Genomic DNA, 16,392 nt, shown 5'->3' with positions numbered 1-16,392 from the left:
ATGAGAAAACCCCGCACAGCCACAATCGCCGCAGCCCTCACCACAGCCCTCGCCCTTTTCGCCGGCTTCCCCACACCAGCCCATGCTGAAATTCGCACAAGTGACGTCATCCTGGGGACCACGGCGGCGGACCGCGGCATCGTGCAGGGCGAATTGCCCGACATCACCGCGCCACATGCCATGGTGCTGGGCCAAGACGGTCTGGCCTACTATGAGCGCAATGCGGACGAGCCCATCAAGATCGCCTCGGTCACCAAGGTCATGACCGCCCTCGTGGCGCTTGAGCACTGCGAGCTTACCGATATCGTCACGGTCGACCACGCCGCGGCAACGGTGGGCGAATCGAGCCTGGGCCTTTTGGAGGGAGACGTCCTCACCATGGAGGACGCACTTACGGGCCTCATGGTCATGAGCGGCAACGATGCGGCAACGGCAATCGCCATCGCCGCTGGAGCCAAGATCGACCCTGCGACCACCGACCCCTATTCCACGTTCATTGAGGCCATGAACCAAAAGGCAAAGGAGCTGGGCTGCACGGATACGGTTTTTGAGAACCCCCATGGCCTCGATTTCGACAGTTGGGCGGGCAATCTGCACTCGACCACGCGCGACATAACCGCGGTGTTCGCAGCCGCCATGAAAAACGAAAACTTCCGCGCTATTGACAACAGCGACCGCACATCGATTTCCGTGACCTCCGCAGACGGCACCCAACGCACGCTCACGCTGACCGTTCGCAACCAGATTCATGGACAGGAGGGGAATATCGGCGGCAAGACCGGCACCACGATGGAGGCGGGCAACTGCTTTGTTGGCGCGTTCTCGCGCGAGAACGGCGGCGAGGTCTACGTGGCCATCTTCGGAGCCGCAGACAACGACACGCGCTTTGTCGACACGCTCGCTTTGGCGAACTGGTACTACGACCACATCGCTACGGTGCCCTACATCAACACCCCCGTCACACGCAACGGTGTTCCGCTGGTGGGCGAGGCGACGTGTAGCGCATGGTGCGACCGAACTGCCGCGGTCACCCTCGAAGACCCCAACGCGACGTTCAGCGTATTTAGTCTAGGCGATGAGCTCGTGCAGGACGTGAAGTATGACAAACTGGACGGAGCCGTCGAGCAGGGCGCAACCGTGGGCACCATTTCCCTGCGGCAAGGGGATGTAACCGTGGGAAGCGCCAACCTCGTCTCCGCGGAATCCGTGCCGGAGCCCAACCCGATCGAGTGGCTCATGATTAAATTCGACCGGCTGATCCGCTTGTTCGAAGGCAGGCCGAGTACGGCCGAGTCGGTTGTGGTAAACGAGGCCGCCGATCCACTGGGCTATGACAACTGGAACGCGGCATAAGTAGCTGCTTTGAGCCTGCTGCGTTGAGCTTGTGCCCGCTGGCCACAAGCGGAAGCTTAGCGCCCGTCGCGCTCCTGTGTGAGCTTTTTCGCCTGATGGCGTGAGATGAACCATGTCACGAACGTGGTGATGAACAGCAGGGTCGTGGCTATACTGGCAACCGATTCCAGATCGTGGTTGCCTAGGTAAACACCAAGACGCGACACCATGAATGCGAACACGGTGGCAGCGAGCAATCCGTACGCCACGCGCGTGAGGGGCAGTTCGCGGTGCAGTTCGTTGTCGATGGGTGCGGGGCCCTGCGCCGCTTCACGACGGGCGTGGAGCTCACGCGCGGTCTCCATGGCGCGGGCATCCTCCGCCTTGCGGCGTCCGTCATCCTGCGACGCACGAGTGCCGTGAGTCTTCTTCTTGCTGCTCAATAGTATCGATCTCCTTGGCTCACGCAACGCGCGGGTTCATGTCGCGCCCCGTATGACCTTCTACCCAAACAAGCCGACCGCGTTATCCCACGCCGCCTGAGCGACCGTCTTCGGTAGCTCGCCAGTGCGATCAACACGGTCAAATACCAGCACATCGGCGGTCTGGGCGATCATGGCCGGCTCGCACTCCAGTCCGCGGATGGGCTCGGGCGCCATGTACGGGCAGTCAGTCTCGAGCAGCAAGCGGTCGAGCGGACAAGCGGCAAATGCCTCGCGGACAGCATCGTTGCGCTTAAAGGTTGCAGCACCGCCAAATGCAATGTGACACCCAAGGGCAAGGAAGCGCTCCATGGTGGTGCGATCCTCACCAAAGCAGTGGAGCACGCAACCCGAAGCGGGAACACCCACCTGTTCGAGCACGCGCGCTGCATCGGCATGGGCCTCGCGGGATTCATCCCCGTAGTCATTGCGAAGATGAAGCTCAACCGGAACATTGCGAGCAACGGCAAGCTCGACCTGCCGCGCCATGACGTCCATCTGCAGATCGTGCGGAGCCGCCTCGATGTCATCGTCCGCATCGAAATGGTAATCCAAGCCAACCTCGCCCACGCCCACGCAGAGCGGATCTTCCAACGCGGACTCAACCTGCGCATGCAGCGCATCAGTGTACTCGGGGGCACCATATGGATGCACGCCCACGAGGTACCTCACGGCAAGCGGCAAACCGTTCTCCGCCGCGCAATTGACCGCCGCCTTAAGCCACGCGGAAAACGCGCGTGCGTCCGGAGTCTCTTCACTGCGATCGGCTACGGGATCGTACAGGGTAACCAGCGAGCGAACGCCAGCCTCGTATGCGCGGGCGAAAACGTCCGCCATGCCTTTGTCCTTCCCCCAAAACGACCGCAGATGGGCATGCGTGTCGTAAAGCGGTGCCTGAGGCGCAGGAAGCGTGAACGTCTTGTTCTTTTTGGTGTAGACAATCGGCATGTGCGAAAGGTCCTAGTCAAACGATTCCGAAAGAACGGCTGCGATCTTGATGAACTCATCCGTGGTGAGCGCCTCGGCGCGCGCGGTGGGCGCAATGCCACATGCCTCGAACGCCACGTCGAGTGCCGCCTTGTCAAAACCGTTTGAGCTCATGGAGTTGCGGATGGTCTTCCGACGCTGGGCGAATGCGGCGTCGACCACGCGCGACACGCACGCAGCATCGATCGGGGCATGATCCGATTCGGCGCACGCCAGCTCGGCGCACGCGAGGGCGTCGACGCGGTCGATGCGCACGACGGCGGAGTCCACATGCGGGGCGGGCATGAAGCACCGGGGCGGGACCTCAAAACGCCCCGTCACCTCGCCATACAGGGAGAGCTTGACCGTGTAGGCTCCATACGCTTTGGTGCCCGCCACGGCGGCGATGCGATCGGCCACCTCTTTTTGCACCATGACGACCGCACGCGTGAGGCTCGGCATGGTCTGGAAGAACTGCAAGATGATGGTGGCGGCAACGTTATAGGGCAGGTTCGCCACGAGCATGGTGGGCTCGCCGCCGCTCGCCTCGGCGATGGCCGCCGGCGGGACAGCGAGCGCATCGCCCATGATGAAGTTGAAGTTGTCATGGTCCATGGCATGCGCGGCCAGCACCTGCTCAAGCTCGGAATCCATCTCGATGGAGGTGACATGAGCGGCTTCCTGAAGGAGCGCAAGTGTGAGCGTGCCGATGCCGGGACCCACCTCAAGCACGCGCTCGGAGCCGGAGAGGTCGGCGAGCGCCATGATGCGCTCGATCACATGGTTGTCGACGAGGAAGTTCTGGCCCAGGCGATGCTTGGTCGCCAATCCAAAGGCCTCGAGCATCTCGCGTGTCGCAGTCGGGTTCGCCAGAGGGGAAGTCGTCATCGTTAGCCCAGACGCGGGAACAGGGCGTCGCCCTTCTCGACCGGCAGCCCCGCAGCGAGCTGGCCCCACGCGCAGGCGGCGGCCATGTCGTCGGTGTCCGCCTCGCCCTCGCAGCCGATGCGGCGCAGGGCCTCTGCGCTCGTGCTCGGCATGAGCGGCATGAGCAGGTGCGCAGAGATGCGGATGGCCTCGAGCAGGTTCCAGATCACGTTGGCGAGCTCGCCCGCCTTCGCGGGATCCTTGGCGAGCGTCCAGGGCTCGGAGTCCTCGATGTAGTGGTTGGCGGCGTGGATGAGGTCCATGACCTCCTTGGCGGCGTCGCCATAGGCGAAGGCCTCCATCTTGGCGGCATAGCGCTCGAAGATGCCCTCGGCGGTTGCGGCCAGCGGATTCTCGGCGTAACCGGCGGCCGCGGCGTCGCGCTCGGGCGTTGCGCCGTCGAAGTACTTGATGCACATGTTGGTGGAGCGCGAAATCAGGTTGCCCCAGCTGTTAGCCAGATCGGCGTTGTAGACCTGCTCCATGCGGCCAAAGCTGATGGCGCCGTCGGTGCCCGGGGTAACGTCGGTCATGAAGTAATAACGGTAGCCCTCCACGCCGAGCTTCTCGATGACCTCGCGCGGGGCGATGGCGTTGCCGCGGGACTTGGACATCTTCTCGGCCTTGCCAGTCTCCTCGTTCTTGACGGTGAGGAAGCCGTGCGCGAAGACGTGCTCGGGCAGGGCTTCGCCCAGCGCCATGAGCATCGCGGGCCAAATCACGCAATGGAAGCGGATGATGTCCTTGCCCACAATGTGGGTCTGCGCAGGCCAGCGGTAGGCGAAGTCCGCAGCGGCCTCGTCGCCCTCGGCGCCGTAGCCCACAGCGGTCATGTAGTTGGTGAGCGCGTCGAACCACACGTAGGTGACGTGGTCGGCATCGAAGGGCACCTCGATGCCCCAGTCGAAGGAGGTGCGGGAGACGGAGAGGTCGTTCAGGCCGCCCTCCACGAAGGAACGGACTTCGTTCATGCGGAAGTCGGGCTGGACAAAATCCGGGTGCTCGTCATACAGGGCGAGCAGCTTGTCCTGGAACGCGGAGAGCTTGAAGAACCAGCTCTCCTCCTTGACGCGCTCGAGCGGGCGGTCGCAGTCGGGGCAGAGATGCTGTCCTTCCGTTCCGCGAGCCTCGTCGGCCTTCTCGACCTGGGTCTCGGTAAAGAAGGTCTCGTCCGGCACGCAATACCAGCCATCGTAGCTGCCCTTGTAAATGTAGCCGGCCTCCTGCATGCGCTCCCACAGATACTGGACGGCGCGCTTTTGGCGCGGCTCGGTGGTGCGGATGAAGTCGTCGTTGGAGATCTCCAGCTCACGCCACAGATCGTGGAAATGCGGTGCCTGGGAGTCGCACCACTCCTGCGGGGTCATGCCGTGCTTCTCGGCGGCTTCTGCCACCTTCTGGCCGTGCTCGTCCATGCCGGTGAGGAACTTGACGCTGTAGCCGGCGGCGCGGCGATAGCGCGCCTGGACGTCGGCGATGATGGTCGAGTACGCGGTTCCCAAATGCGGGTCGGCGTTCACGTAATAGATGGGCGTGGTGATGTAGTAGGACGGCTTCGTGCTCATGATGCGCGGCTTCCTTCTCGCTGGTTGTTCATACAATTCTTCATTCTAGCAGGAATGCCCGGTGTGCCATTGGGGGACGGACCCCTTTGGCACAAGGGGGCGCTGGGGTTGGATGTGCCATCGGCACACCGGACGCACGTCACTGCTGCTGCAGCTCGAGCACCTTGGCGTAGACGTCACGCTTCTTGCGCGAATACTTTTGGGCTAGGCGCTTGGCGAGCGCGTTGGCGGGCTCCCCGGCGGCCAGGGCTTCGGCGATGTCGGAGTGCAGCAGCTCATCCGGGTCGACGGCGCCGTCGGCACGGACGCCGGCGGCCAGCGCCGCCTCGAGCCGATCGAGCTCATCCTCGCTCGGAGGCGCCACCACGATCACCATCTCGCCCTTGAGCTCGCCACGCGCCACAACCTGCTCATGCAGCTCTGGGGCAGGTGCGCGCAAGACCTCCTCGTGCAGCTTGGTGAGCTCGCGGCAGAGCGCGACCATACGCTGCGGGAACACCTCGGCGATCGCCTTGAGCGATGCCTCCGCACGATACGGGGACTCATAAAAGATGAGCGCGCCCGGAATGGACGCGAGGCGCTGAAGCCTGCGCACGCGCTCGCCGTGCTTGCGCGGGAGAAACCCCTCAAAGAAGAACTGGTCGCTCGGGATGCCCGACAGGACCAGGGCGGTCACGCACGCCGAGGGGCCGGGAATGACCTCAACGGGGGCTCCTTCGCGGCGCGCGAGCTCAACAAGCACCTGACCGGGATCGGACACGCTCGGCATGCCCGCGTCCGAGGCGAACGCGATGCGCTCACCGGCAAGTACGCGCTCCACGAGCTCGGGAGCACGTTGGACAATCACGTTGTCATCGCAGCGCATAAGGGGTTTTGAAATGCCCAAGTGAGCCAGGAGCTTGGAGGTGACGCGCGTGTCCTCGCAGCAGATGAGGTCCGCAGTGCGAAAGGTCTCGGCGGCACGCGGGGACAGGTCTCCCAGATTGCCGATGGGCGTGCCCACCAGGGAAAGAAGCCCTGAGCTATCCGGACGTTTCGCACGATCGCCAAGGCAGAGGGTGTTCGGCATGTGCTACTCCATCATGGCGCGCTCGAGCGGGGCAAGCGCCACGCGCGCATCCCATGCGGGAAGACGGCGTTCGGTCTTCCAGGTTTGGAAGAACCAACCGTCCGCCGCATCGAACGTCGCGAGCTGGTTCGAAACGAATACGCGCTCGTAGGCACGACGGCCCTCCGGCGTGACCGAAGACCCCGAGAGCACGGCGGCACCCGACCACTCACCAACGATGACGGGGAATTTGAGGCTCTTTGCCTCGCGGATCAACGTCTTGTTGCGATTGAGCGCGGCAGTGAGTCCTTTGGGGGACGTGATGTCCTGGGCGGTCTCGTCCCTGAAATGATAGAGGTGCAGGTCCATGACCACATTCTGGTACTGCTCACCTGCCATGAAGCGCTTCCAGGCGTCCGGATGGCCCGAATCGGAGAAGACGACCATCTTGCGCGTTGGCATATGACGGCGCACGACCTCATACGCATCGCGATAGAAATTGCGCAGATAGTGCCTGGGAATTCCCACGCTGGTGGAAAAAAGCCCCGTGCGCACGCTCATAACGGGAGAATCGAGCAACTCGATGCCAAGCAGGGGCTCTTGCTCGCCGTACCGCTCGGCAAGGCGCTCGAGGGTTTCGAGCGCGGTAGCACGGCCATTTGCAGAAGAGTGCCAGTCGGCCACGATATCGGGTATGGTGGGAGAGCTGTTGGAATCCCCCTGGCCACCAGGAACCGTCGCGAGATCAAGCAAAACTTTCATCTCGTATTTATTGGCCCATTCCATGGCGCGATCGATATAGTCGATGCAGGAAATATAGGATTCATGCTCGTTTTGCGCGCCAAACGCATACCAGGGAAGCGGAATGCGCACGGCGTTGAGCCCCATCGCCGACATTCTCTTAAAGTCGAGCTCGGTGACGAACGTCTCGTAGTGCTCGCGAACGCGCTCGTTATAGGCGGCGGGTCCTAGCACCTGCTGAAGCTCGCCGTCGTTGGAAGCACCAGTAGCGGCGAACAATGAGGGCGTGACCCATGGTTCCAAGATGAACCAACCAGACAGATTGACACCGCGAACCCTGTCGAACATGGACACCTCTCCCTGTGCACAATTCCTATCTAAGTTCTTAGGATACCCCCATCGAGCGCGATGAGACATCGAAGACCTAAACCAAAAGACCTCCCATTTTTGGGAGGTCTTTCAAATTCAAAGGGTGGCGGGGAAGGGAATCGAACCCCTGACACGAGGATTTTCAGTCCTCTGCTCTACCAACTGAGCTACCCAGCCACTATATGCGCTGTCGTTGACAGCAGTGATTAATATACCCATAGTTTTCCAAGCGGTCAAGCAAGTTTTTTGTTTTTGCCAAAAATAGTCCCCGCACCGCCACGCGCCGATAGTGCCAATAGCGCCGAGGGGCGCTCGATAACGAACGCCGCCCCCGAGCACGAAAGCATGCGCCAGGGCATAACGCCATCGTGGCGTGCGAGTACACGACCGGATGCGTCGACGAAGGCGATATCCAGCGGAATCCGCATGAACCAGGTGTGAACCGACCGGCAGCGGGGAAACACGAGGATGCGAACACGCCCTGCGCCGACCGTCGCGGGAAGAGCCACGAAGCCCGCAAGACGGCGCGCGAACGTCTTCGCCTCTTCGACCTGCCCCTCCCAGCCAAGGTCGTGCAGCGCGCGGAAGACTGCAACACTAGCAGCTGCCCCATGACAGGAAGTCACACAATCACCCCCGACTTCCACGGATCGACCGTCACGGCCTTGGTGTGGACAAGCTCGAGCGGCGCCCCCAGGTCCACTCCTGCAATGGAAAGACCCTGGGGCCACGGACGATATCGCAAGGTGCACCGATAGGTCCGCAAACTCCCCACAAGGCTGAGCAGGGATCCACGATCCGAGCCGTCGCTCCCTTCACCACCCTCAACCACTACTTCGACGCGTACCTCATGACCATCCATGGCTTGTGCGAGCTGCTTCTCAACCTGCGCCGCGGCAGATGCCCCCGAGAGCACCCCCGTCGCATCTCCCGCTGGCGCCAAACCGTGCGCGAGCACGACATCGGGCGCCACCCGGTCAAACCGCGCTGTAGCTGACACGAACATCATCACGTTGTAGACAATCAGAGCAAGCACCAGCATGACGGGAGCGACGACGGCCATTTCGACCGTCGCCTGAGCGCGATCCTCCGCACGGCATGTCTCACCCATCACGAACCGCCTCCCCCAATTGACGCGATGTCGCTCACGCGCACCGTAAGTGGCAGGGAGCCGCCGCCGGGCAGCGGGATTTCGGCAATGGTGAATTCCATGGACATGATGCGTTCCCCCACTGCATAGCCGACGGCCTGCAAAATCGCCTCTGGATCCGTTGCGCCGGCGGGAATGCTCCGCAATGCACCTTGGATATGGGCATAATCCTGCATACCCGCGCGCGATGCCACGAGCGAGCTATCGGTGAGCACAGGCTTTCGCTGTCTCAAGTCGACCGGCTCTATGCCAAGGGTTCGCACGATTCCCTGCAATCGATCCTTGAGCCAAGTGCCCACCGAGCCGATGCCGATCCTTCCCAGGCCCTCTGCAAGGTCGGAAAAGGCGCGGTCTATCCCGGCGCTCGACTCACCGTAGGAAGTGAGTAGATCACCCCACAAATCCATCACCGAATCAACGAGACCGACCGCTCCTCCCGACCCAACGCGCCCTTCCAGGGAGCTGAAAAACCCTGAGAGGACGTTGTTTTGACGCGTCGCCTCGTCGGGCGCGAGGACCGAAGCCGAAACGGCACCGCGCTCTGCCACGTGCTCCGTCGTGGCAAACGGCGATTGCAGGTCTTCGGGCGTTTGCGTGGCGGATGCGACGACGAGCGCGATGCACCCGTCCCTACCGGGAGGGGCGATACGCGGCCGTTTGCTCGAAAGGCCCAATATCGCCTCCTCAAATGCACTACTCACCTGTTCCGCCTCTCCACGTGAACGTGCCTGCTCGTCGAGCTCCTGTTGACGCGCGGCCACGTAGTCGTCAAGCGCCAACGTGAAGGCTCGCAGATGGTACTCAAAGCCGTTGTCTATGCTCGTCGATGCGGCGGGGGCCTTTCCCACGTCGCCAATACTGAACCGGCACACCTCGCACTCCCGCGCGGCACCTTGATCAAGCGACTCAAGCGAAAGCGAGGGGCCCGCCGCCCCCTGAGCACCGGGGCACGAAGAAGAGAAATGCAGAGTGAGACCATCGTCCTCGTTGCTCGAGGGCCACGCGGCATCGGTATACAGACTTGTCTTCCGCACTTCCTCGGTATTTCTGGGCAGCAACTTGACCGTCGAGGTGATCGTGCCGTCCCGTTCAACGACTTCAGCGCCCGCGAGCGTCTTAATCGCAAAGCCGTAAAATGCATGGCGTGCAGCGGCGTCGGCACGGGCTTCGGCCCCTTGCCCTTCGGGAGCATCGTGGTCATAGCGCCAGCGATAATACGCCCGTGCGCGATCGAGAGCGACATTCGGCTCCCACACCATGCTCGATGCGAAATCGGGGTTGTCATGATCCGCAATGCCCGAGAGCCGCCCCGCCCGCTCCTGCATGTTCATGCCATCGCGCCCACAATCCGCTAGCCACGCCGCCTCCTTCTTTGCCGCCGTATGCTCCGCCGCGCGTGCCAGATCTGCCGCTGTCTGCTCCAATTCACCGGATTCTCGCTCAAGTTCCCCGAGTGATATCTGGTCGCCCTCGAGCGCCGGGAACTCCGATGCAGATGTTGAGGGAGCCGCCAATGCGCTGCCGGCATACGTGGTCGATTCGCCATTCTGCGCCGTGCAGGCGCGGGTGGCGTTGGCGGCAACCAGATACGGCAACGAGTCCTCGAGGGTCTTAAGGCCCCGCGAAGCCGATGTCACGAAGGTGTTCCTGGTCTCGAGCATATCGAGGCCGGCGTCCAGCGTCTTTGCCGCAGCACCCTGTGCGCCCGGCACGAACGCCCCAATCAACCCCACGCCCGTCATGGCAAAACCGGCAAGCCCCAAGCTCAGCGAGCAGGCGTCGAGTACCGTCGCCACTGTATGGTACGAAGAGACCACATTCGCCCCCGCAAGCGCGGTGGCATCCGCACGGGCCTGCACATCGCCCGACCTGCCCGCCGACCATACCGCCAACGATGCCGAGAACAGCAGCGCCAGCACCATCAACATCGCAACGGCTGATGCCACCGTCGTATAGGCACCGTCCTCGAGAAACATATCGATGCCCCATCGCACTCTGTGTCGCGCGTTGCGCGTGCGGGGCCACCGGCTTCCAAGAAGGTCAGCCCTCAACTCATGTATCCCACATCTCAACCCATTCCGCATACTCACCCTCCAGCCACTCTGACCTGCCCTCATACGAGACATCGACCCGCAACCGCACATCGCCGTATCCGTTCACCTCGCCCATCGCGCCCGCAAACGCCCCCAAGATGGGAAGCGGCCGAACATGCCCCTCGATGGATACGCGGACGGTTCCACCCGTATCTGCCGCGCGCCCACACTCGATCTCCCATGATTGGGAACCTCCCGCATGAAAGATCGCCAGATCAGGTATGGCGGAGAGCCTGCGAAGCGCGAACGCCCGATATGCCTCGTCGTCCTCCAGCGTGGCCGTCGTCATCAACCTAGCCGTCTCGGCAGCCGCGGATTCCATGATCGCGCGCGTGTAGAGCAGGCAGACGGGCTGGAGCATGAGCAGCAACAGCAGCAGAAACGATGGAATCAGCAAGGCCGCCTCGACGGTCGCCTGGGCGCGGTCCTCTGCCAACATCTCAATACAGGGATATGTCGATGGCTCCTCCCGCGCTGAACGCATGCGATGCCGCGGCGCGCACGAGCTCCGCAAGCGTCCCGTCAACGGCAGCACGCCACAACGCCGCCATTCCCGCCACCATCGCCAGAAGCGCAACGACGGTGAGGGCGTATTCGACCGTCCCCTGCGCCGCCCGCTCACCAAGCACGTGCACCAGCCGTCCATGCTGGTGCCATGCCCCAACCATCGCCTTATCCAGCCTTCCATGGCACCTCCCTGCACGGCGGGAGCGCGCTAGACCTCGCCTGGAAGCAGTCGAGTCACCCTGACCGTGCTCTCCCGCCCGCCTTCCGTATTCACCAGGACCACGTCGCACCAAGCATCCCCTCCCTGCACGATGGCGCCCCAAACATTTCCCTGCATATCGAGGTAGCCGCTGGCGGCAAGCCTTGCCTCTCCGGTATCCGCATAGGCACGCAGCACGTTCTCGGCAACAACGGGAAGATCACCCTCCTCGACCCAACACAGGGCATCGGTTGCCCCCTCGCCATCCGAAGCCGCCGCACCAGCGTCTTGAGCACGCGAGTTGAGAGCCAAATCGCGTAAAAACGTCTCGGTCGAGCTCTCGCGCGTCTTCGCGCCCAATAACGCTCGCGCACGCTCCAATACGCCAGCCTGCCCTCCCGCCTCAGCCTCATCCTGAGTGGAGGCATCGCCATCAACTTGCGTCGCCGCCTGTCCCATAAGCGCCGCAACAATCGCGACGCCGATGCAGACAAGGGGAAGGCCGTACACCAGCGCACGCGGCGCACGCCCGCTCACAGGCCGTTGATTCCGTTCGAGATGGCGTTCCACAGCTCGCTCACCTTGTCTCGAAACGCGATGATCGCGATGATCGCTATCACCACCAGCACACCAACCAAAATCGCGTACTCAGTCGTCCCCTGCGCATCCTCCTCATGGGCGGCCTCGATGCATGCATTGCCCGCTCGTTGACAGGCAACCGCAACGCGAGCGCGCGCTTCTTCACAGACCTCGGCCAGATACTCAACTAATGCGATCATGGGTACCTCCCTACATCATCCCGCCGGCAGCAAGCAGCGGGCCCAAAATGGATAACAACAAGGCGGGCAAGATGAGCGTCCCCGTAGGTATGAGGAGCTTGACCGGAGCCCGCTCGATTTGGCGCTCAACCTCGGCGCGATGGGCGGCGCGGATCTCCCGGCTTTGCCCCTCAAGCGTCTCGGACAGCGGCGCACCGAGCTCGAGTGCCTGCGAAACGGCGACTGCGAATACTTCGAGCGCCCTTAGTCCCGTCTCATGCGCGACAGCCTGAAGCTCCTCTTCCCGCGTCGTCAGACCCGATTGCCACGACACGCGCGCCTGCGCCAGACGCGCGGAAAGCCCACCAGATCTGCCATCGCAGTACATGCCCAAGGCGGCATCGAACGACAAACCCGCGGACAGACCCAGCCGAACGATATCGATCATCTCGGAAACCTCGCTCAACGTCACAGAAGTCTTCGAGGGGGCTTCCACCCTCAGAACCCTGCGCACCCCCGCTTCAAGTGATGCGACGAGCCGCATGCCCTCCCTGCGCAACGTCTGCGCCCAACGGGCGCAGGTACGCCGACGGTCGTAACGTTCCCATCCCAAAAAGAGAAAGACAGATATCGTCGCCAACGAACCAGATGCCACGACCGGTATGGCGATATACACCCCTCCCATCACACATCAACTCGCATGATCTTGCGGATGATCGACCAAGCGAACATGTTCAGGAACAACGCGACGGCCAGAGACCCAAGGCCGGAAGGTGTGAACACTCCCGCCCGGAAATCACTCGACGCCAACGAGAGGAACCCCACCATAAAGACGGGCATTCCGGCTACCAATCGAGCCGACATGCGCACTTGCGCCGTCTTCACCTCGAGCTGGCGCATCAGGGCTATGCGCTCCCCAACCAACCCGGCGGCTTCTGAGAGTAACCCGCCCAATGCCGCTCCTGTCCTGCGGGAAACCTTGAGGGCGAGCACCACCAAATCCAAAGCGGGCGCATCGAGGCGCTCCACCAACTCATCAAGTGCATCAACCGACGAGACACCGCAGGTCATGAGCGCAGAGGCGTGTAGGAACTCGGTGCGCACCGGTTCCTCCGCACGGCTGCCCACATACTGCATCGCTTGGGAAAGAGACAAACCCGAACCAAGAGAAACCGCCAACGAGCCGAACGCCTCGGGCATCGCACGCTCAACCCGGTTACGCTCCACCCGCTTGCGTGGGGTGAGGACGCCGTACGCGGCAAACTTCCCCTCAATCTCTTCGCGCGCATGGAGCAGCGCACGTTCCACGCCCTTCAAAATGAGCGCGAGCCGCCTGCGTGCAATCGTCAACTCGCCAGATAAGCCGGGTGTCGACAGGGCCGCTAGGCTGATAGCCGTGAGCGCTCCGACGCACGCTGACACGATGACCTCCATCTATCGACCTCCTCTTGCTCAAGCGCGCCCGTTCGCAGCGCCTCGCCAATGAACGGTGGCTCCCGAATCAGTTCCCACGTGTGGGCAACGGCGTCCCCTCGCACGTACTCAGTCAGTTCGACCCCGCCTCCCGGTGCACGCGACACGCCCGTGTACGACGAGACGTATCGCTTACCCGACGGGGTGCGCACCGACATTACGATCCCGTCGAGCGCCATCGCGATTTGCTCCTCGATGAGGGAACTCGCGAGATCGACGCCGTAGCGGGCGAGCAGGGTCAGGCGGACCACCGCCTCCTCGGCGCTGCCCGCATGCAGCGTCGTGAGCGAGCCATCGTGACCGGTACTCATGGCCTCGAGCATGTCGATGGCCTCACAGTTGCGCACCTCGCCCACCACGATGCGGTCGGGACGCATGCGCAACGCGTTCACCAGCAGATCGTGGATCGTGACAGCGCCCTCCCCCTCAATCGACGCCTCGCGTGCCTCGAGTCGGACGACATGCGGATGGTGCGTGAACTTGAGCTCGGCCGAGTCTTCTATGGTCACAATCCGCTCGCCATGCGGAATCTCGCACGACAGGGCATTGAGCAGGGTCGTCTTTCCCGATCCCGTGCCACCTACCACCGCAAGGTCCTCACGAAGGCGCACGGCGAACGAGAGCATCTGCGCGTACCATGCCGGAAGAGACCCCAAGCGCACCAGGTGCTCCAATGAGCTGATCCGATCCGAGAACTTTCGGATGGTGAGCGTGGGGCCGTCGATGGCGACCGGCGGGATCACCGCATTCACGCGATAACCGTTCGGCAAGCGCGCGTTCACCATGGGGCTTCGCTCATCGACACGGCGACCCAGCGGCGATATGATCCGGTCGATGAGGATGCGTATCTGCTCATCCGATTCAAATGGCCTGCCTATTGGACTCAACACGCCGCCGCGCTCGATGAAGGTCGATGCGCAGCCGTTGACCATGATCTCGGTCACCTCATCGTCTTCCAACAACGACTGCAAGGGGCCAAGCCCCACCACATCATCAAGCACATCGGAAATAACACGCTCACGCTCGCGCACGCCTAGGTCGATTGTCGCATCCGCATTGATGACCGCCTCGAGAGCCGGTCGCAGCTCCATGCGCGCTTGTTCGACGTCGGATACCTTGACGATGCGAGCCACCTCGGCAAATCCAACCCGGTCCATCATCAGGCGCATGATGTGCACCCTCATGGCCCGTGGGGCGGAGGCAGACGCATCCGCTGCGCGCGATGTGTACCCGCACTGCGATCTTTCCGCGCGGACGTTGTCGCCGCCTGCCTGGACGCGGGCTATTCGATGCATCAAGCTCATCGTGCACCACCGAATCTTTTTCGCCACGGCAACCGAAACTTCGTCCCTTGCGCCTGGCCCTGCGGCTGCGCCGCCATGAGGCGTTTATCGACTGAACAGCCCAACTCCCCGAGCAGTTGCGCCGCAAAGGTCCGCACGCTCTCGGCAAATGCGCTGTTTCCCGCAACCAAAGCGTCGAGCTTGCCAAATGAGAGCATGCCGCTCACGTCCTCGCCACCATCCGCTATCCGAACGCGCGAACGCAGCGAGGCACCCATCTCGAATCGTAAAGCCTCCTCCTCTCCGCACCCACGGGCACCTATCCGATTGAACACGCTGGTCATACGTGTTGCCGGGACGCCCAACCGCGACGCAAGCGCGACGACTGCCGCCGCCGATGACCCCGAGGTCTCTCCACTGCCACCCACAATCAAACAACGGTCACACGCGCCAACGGCAACTGCCGTCGCATCTCCCCAGCTGTTCGAGGTATCGGCGTAAATCACATCCGCCGCACCCCGAAGCACCTCGATAAGCTGCTCAATCGGTGCGCCAAACAACTCGGCCTTCTCGCCCTCCGCCAACGGACCCCACAATGTCAAGCCGGGGCCCACGCGCATCGCCGTCGCCTCGACGTCACACTCCGCAATGACTCCATCGCGCTCATGGGCAACAAGGCCCTCGAGACCCTTGCGAGTTTCTGTCCCCAACACGGCGGGCAGGTCCCCAAACATCAAGTCGAGATCAAGAACGGCAGCGCGCAAGCCGGCACGGGCGGAAGATGCAGCCAAAGAGGCCACAAGGGTCGTCTTTCCAACGCCTCCCCTGCCCGAAACGACTGTGACGAGTGGCGCACGATGCGCCCCTGTCGCCGTGTGCGCAACCGAGCGCGAGCTCGCGCGCGCCGCAACCTCACGCAAATCGCTCACTGTCCCCTCTCCACCCACCGGCGTGCCATCACACCGCTCGGCCATGGGCGGTGACACGATTGACACGCCCTCAGGCCAACTCGCGTCATCCGGTTCGTCAAGCGGAGGCCACAGCTCCTCAAGAGGAACCATGTCATCGCGAGCGAGGGCTATCTCACCCGTTTGCTGCGGGAATTTGTCGGGTTCCATGCATGCCTCTAACGTGGTTGAGTCTTCGGAGCGAACCTGCGCGTCCTCACTCGCCCTCGTCGCGATAACCTCACTTGCACCGGTGTGCAGCAAATGCGCGATAGACGGCGCATCGCAACCATCGGCGATTACGAGCACTTCCGCCCCATCAAGCGACTGCCGTACAAACGTCATCCCCGCCACTGTCTTGGCGACCGCTTGGGAATCGCAGCCCAACACCACATGAACATCTGCCGCGGCACACGCCCTTCCCAGTTGCACGGCGCCCTCCACCGAATTCACGCGGGCGATCCGCGCACGTGCATCACGCTTGCGCACTTCCGCGCGAACACGTCCGTATACGCCCTCTGCGCAATACGCCAGCCAAATCGATTCCATCCG

At 62.7% G+C, this 16,392-nt stretch carries 18 protein-coding genes and 1 tRNA gene; 1 reads left to right on the top strand and 18 read right to left on the bottom strand.

Annotated elements, in window-relative coordinates; all coding sequences use genetic code 11:
- Positions 1–1,353: a D-alanyl-D-alanine carboxypeptidase family protein gene (locus ACT8II_RS01175; RefSeq protein WP_443812826.1), complete on the top strand. Its 1,353-nt coding sequence runs from the start codon at positions 1–3 to the stop codon at positions 1,351–1,353.
- Positions 1,354–1,409: 56 nt separating this feature from the next.
- On the opposite strand, the gene ACT8II_RS01170 is transcribed toward ACT8II_RS01175, so the two are convergent.
- From ACT8II_RS01170 to ACT8II_RS01085, 18 genes are all read right to left on the bottom strand, one after another.
- Positions 1,410–1,775 carry a hypothetical protein gene (locus ACT8II_RS01170; RefSeq protein ID WP_407496895.1) on the bottom strand — a complete coding sequence of 122 codons (366 nt, stop codon included), beginning with the start codon at positions 1,773–1,775 and terminating at the stop codon, positions 1,410–1,412.
- Between the two features lie 60 nt (positions 1,776–1,835).
- Positions 1,836–2,762 carry a TatD family hydrolase gene (locus tag ACT8II_RS01165; RefSeq protein ID WP_443812825.1) on the bottom strand — a complete coding sequence of 309 codons (927 nt, stop codon included), beginning with the start codon at positions 2,760–2,762 and terminating at the stop codon, positions 1,836–1,838.
- Between the two features lie 12 nt (positions 2,763–2,774).
- The gene (gene rsmA / locus ACT8II_RS01160; RefSeq protein WP_443812824.1) at positions 2,775–3,668 is read right to left on the bottom strand and encodes a 16S rRNA (adenine(1518)-N(6)/adenine(1519)-N(6))-dimethyltransferase RsmA; all 894 of its coding nucleotides are present in this window, start codon (positions 3,666–3,668) and stop codon (positions 2,775–2,777) included.
- A gap of 2 nt (positions 3,669–3,670) precedes the next feature.
- Positions 3,671–5,272 carry a methionine--tRNA ligase gene (gene metG, locus ACT8II_RS01155; RefSeq protein WP_443812823.1) on the bottom strand — a complete coding sequence of 534 codons (1,602 nt, stop codon included), beginning with the start codon at positions 5,270–5,272 and terminating at the stop codon, positions 3,671–3,673.
- A 139-nt stretch (positions 5,273–5,411) separates the two neighbouring features.
- Positions 5,412–6,341, bottom strand: a complete 930-nt coding sequence (rsmI, locus tag ACT8II_RS01150) for a 16S rRNA (cytidine(1402)-2'-O)-methyltransferase (RefSeq protein WP_443812822.1) — start codon at positions 6,339–6,341, stop codon at positions 5,412–5,414.
- Positions 6,342–6,344: 3 nt separating this feature from the next.
- The gene (locus tag ACT8II_RS01145) at positions 6,345–7,409 is read right to left on the bottom strand and encodes a glycoside hydrolase family 5 protein (protein WP_294123054.1); all 1,065 of its coding nucleotides are present in this window, start codon (positions 7,407–7,409) and stop codon (positions 6,345–6,347) included.
- A 125-nt stretch (positions 7,410–7,534) separates the two neighbouring features.
- Positions 7,535–7,607: transfer RNA gene (locus tag ACT8II_RS01140), tRNA-Phe, on the bottom strand.
- Positions 7,608–7,663: 56 nt separating this feature from the next.
- A complete protein-coding gene (locus ACT8II_RS01135; protein ID WP_294123052.1) occupies positions 7,664–8,056 on the bottom strand; it encodes a DUF192 domain-containing protein in 393 nt (130 codons plus the stop codon).
- Positions 8,053–8,541, bottom strand: a complete 489-nt coding sequence (locus tag ACT8II_RS01130; protein ID WP_294123050.1) for a hypothetical protein — start codon at positions 8,539–8,541, stop codon at positions 8,053–8,055. The genes ACT8II_RS01135 and ACT8II_RS01130 overlap by 4 nt, the downstream gene beginning before the upstream one ends.
- On the bottom strand, positions 8,541–10,556 hold the full coding sequence (locus ACT8II_RS01125) for a hypothetical protein (protein ID WP_443812821.1): 2,016 nt from the start codon (positions 10,554–10,556) through the stop codon (positions 8,541–8,543). Before ACT8II_RS01125 ends, ACT8II_RS01130 begins: the two co-directional genes overlap by 1 nt.
- Positions 10,557–10,632: 76 nt before the next feature.
- Complete coding sequence (locus tag ACT8II_RS01120) at positions 10,633–11,112, bottom strand: TadE/TadG family type IV pilus assembly protein (RefSeq protein WP_443812820.1); 480 nt, start codon at positions 11,110–11,112, stop codon at positions 10,633–10,635.
- A 1-nt stretch (position 11,113) separates the two neighbouring features.
- Positions 11,114–11,341 carry a hypothetical protein gene (locus ACT8II_RS01115; RefSeq protein WP_407496907.1) on the bottom strand — a complete coding sequence of 76 codons (228 nt, stop codon included), beginning with the start codon at positions 11,339–11,341 and terminating at the stop codon, positions 11,114–11,116.
- A gap of 47 nt (positions 11,342–11,388) precedes the next feature.
- Complete coding sequence (locus ACT8II_RS01110; protein WP_294123044.1) at positions 11,389–11,916, bottom strand: hypothetical protein; 528 nt, start codon at positions 11,914–11,916, stop codon at positions 11,389–11,391.
- Positions 11,913–12,158, bottom strand: coding sequence for a hypothetical protein (locus ACT8II_RS01105; protein ID WP_294158275.1), 246 nt, complete (start codon positions 12,156–12,158; stop codon positions 11,913–11,915). The genes ACT8II_RS01110 and ACT8II_RS01105 overlap by 4 nt, the downstream gene beginning before the upstream one ends.
- Before the next feature lie 10 nt (positions 12,159–12,168).
- Positions 12,169–12,585: a type II secretion system F family protein gene (locus ACT8II_RS01100; RefSeq protein WP_294158277.1), complete on the bottom strand. Its 417-nt coding sequence runs from the start codon at positions 12,583–12,585 to the stop codon at positions 12,169–12,171.
- Positions 12,586–12,821: 236 nt separating this feature from the next.
- Positions 12,822–13,571 carry a type II secretion system F family protein gene (locus tag ACT8II_RS01095; RefSeq protein WP_302742451.1) on the bottom strand — a complete coding sequence of 250 codons (750 nt, stop codon included), beginning with the start codon at positions 13,569–13,571 and terminating at the stop codon, positions 12,822–12,824.
- Positions 13,520–14,794, bottom strand: a complete 1,275-nt coding sequence (locus ACT8II_RS01090; protein WP_443812838.1) for a CpaF family protein — start codon at positions 14,792–14,794, stop codon at positions 13,520–13,522. Before ACT8II_RS01090 ends, ACT8II_RS01095 begins: the two co-directional genes overlap by 52 nt.
- Before the next feature lie 116 nt (positions 14,795–14,910).
- Positions 14,911–16,389: an AAA family ATPase gene (locus tag ACT8II_RS01085; RefSeq protein WP_317440092.1), complete on the bottom strand. Its 1,479-nt coding sequence runs from the start codon at positions 16,387–16,389 to the stop codon at positions 14,911–14,913.
- Positions 16,390–16,392: the final 3 nt, after the last annotated feature.

Origin of the sequence: Collinsella sp., from assembly GCF_052346665.1 — a bacterium.
GTDB lineage: Bacteria > Actinomycetota > Coriobacteriia > Coriobacteriales > Coriobacteriaceae > Collinsella.
Note: the sequence above shows the minus strand (reverse complement) of the source record. Positions and strands in the feature narration are given on the sequence as shown.

Coding starts and splice junctions, on each gene's coding strand:
- ACT8II_RS01085 (WP_317440092.1), bottom strand. CDS start 16,389: ATGGAATCGATTTGGCTGGCGTATTGCGCAGAGGGCGTATACGGACGT.
- ACT8II_RS01115 (WP_407496907.1), bottom strand. CDS start 11,341: ATGGTTGGGGCATGGCACCAGCATGGACGGCTGGTGCACGTGCTTGGT.
- ACT8II_RS01100 (WP_294158277.1), bottom strand. CDS start 12,585: ATGATCGATATCGTTCGGCTGGGTCTGTCCGCGGGTTTGTCGTTCGAT.
- ACT8II_RS01130 (WP_294123050.1), bottom strand. CDS start 8,541: ATGGGTGAGACATGCCGTGCGGAGGATCGCGCTCAGGCGACGGTCGAA.
- rsmI (WP_443812822.1), bottom strand. CDS start 6,341: ATGCCGAACACCCTCTGCCTTGGCGATCGTGCGAAACGTCCGGATAGC.
- ACT8II_RS01145 (WP_294123054.1), bottom strand. CDS start 7,409: ATGTTCGACAGGGTTCGCGGTGTCAATCTGTCTGGTTGGTTCATCTTG.
- rsmA (WP_443812824.1), bottom strand. CDS start 3,668: ATGACGACTTCCCCTCTGGCGAACCCGACTGCGACACGCGAGATGCTC.
- ACT8II_RS01175 (WP_443812826.1), top strand. CDS start 1: ATGAGAAAACCCCGCACAGCCACAATCGCCGCAGCCCTCACCACAGCC.
- ACT8II_RS01090 (WP_443812838.1), bottom strand. CDS start 14,794: ATGAGGGTGCACATCATGCGCCTGATGATGGACCGGGTTGGATTTGCC.
- metG (WP_443812823.1), bottom strand. CDS start 5,272: ATGAGCACGAAGCCGTCCTACTACATCACCACGCCCATCTATTACGTG.
- ACT8II_RS01095 (WP_302742451.1), bottom strand. CDS start 13,571: ATGGAGGTCATCGTGTCAGCGTGCGTCGGAGCGCTCACGGCTATCAGC.
- ACT8II_RS01165 (WP_443812825.1), bottom strand. CDS start 2,762: ATGCCGATTGTCTACACCAAAAAGAACAAGACGTTCACGCTTCCTGCG.
- ACT8II_RS01120 (WP_443812820.1), bottom strand. CDS start 11,112: ATGTTGGCAGAGGACCGCGCCCAGGCGACCGTCGAGGCGGCCTTGCTG.
- ACT8II_RS01125 (WP_443812821.1), bottom strand. CDS start 10,556: ATGTTTCTCGAGGACGGTGCCTATACGACGGTGGCATCAGCCGTTGCG.
- ACT8II_RS01105 (WP_294158275.1), bottom strand. CDS start 12,158: ATGATCGCATTAGTTGAGTATCTGGCCGAGGTCTGTGAAGAAGCGCGC.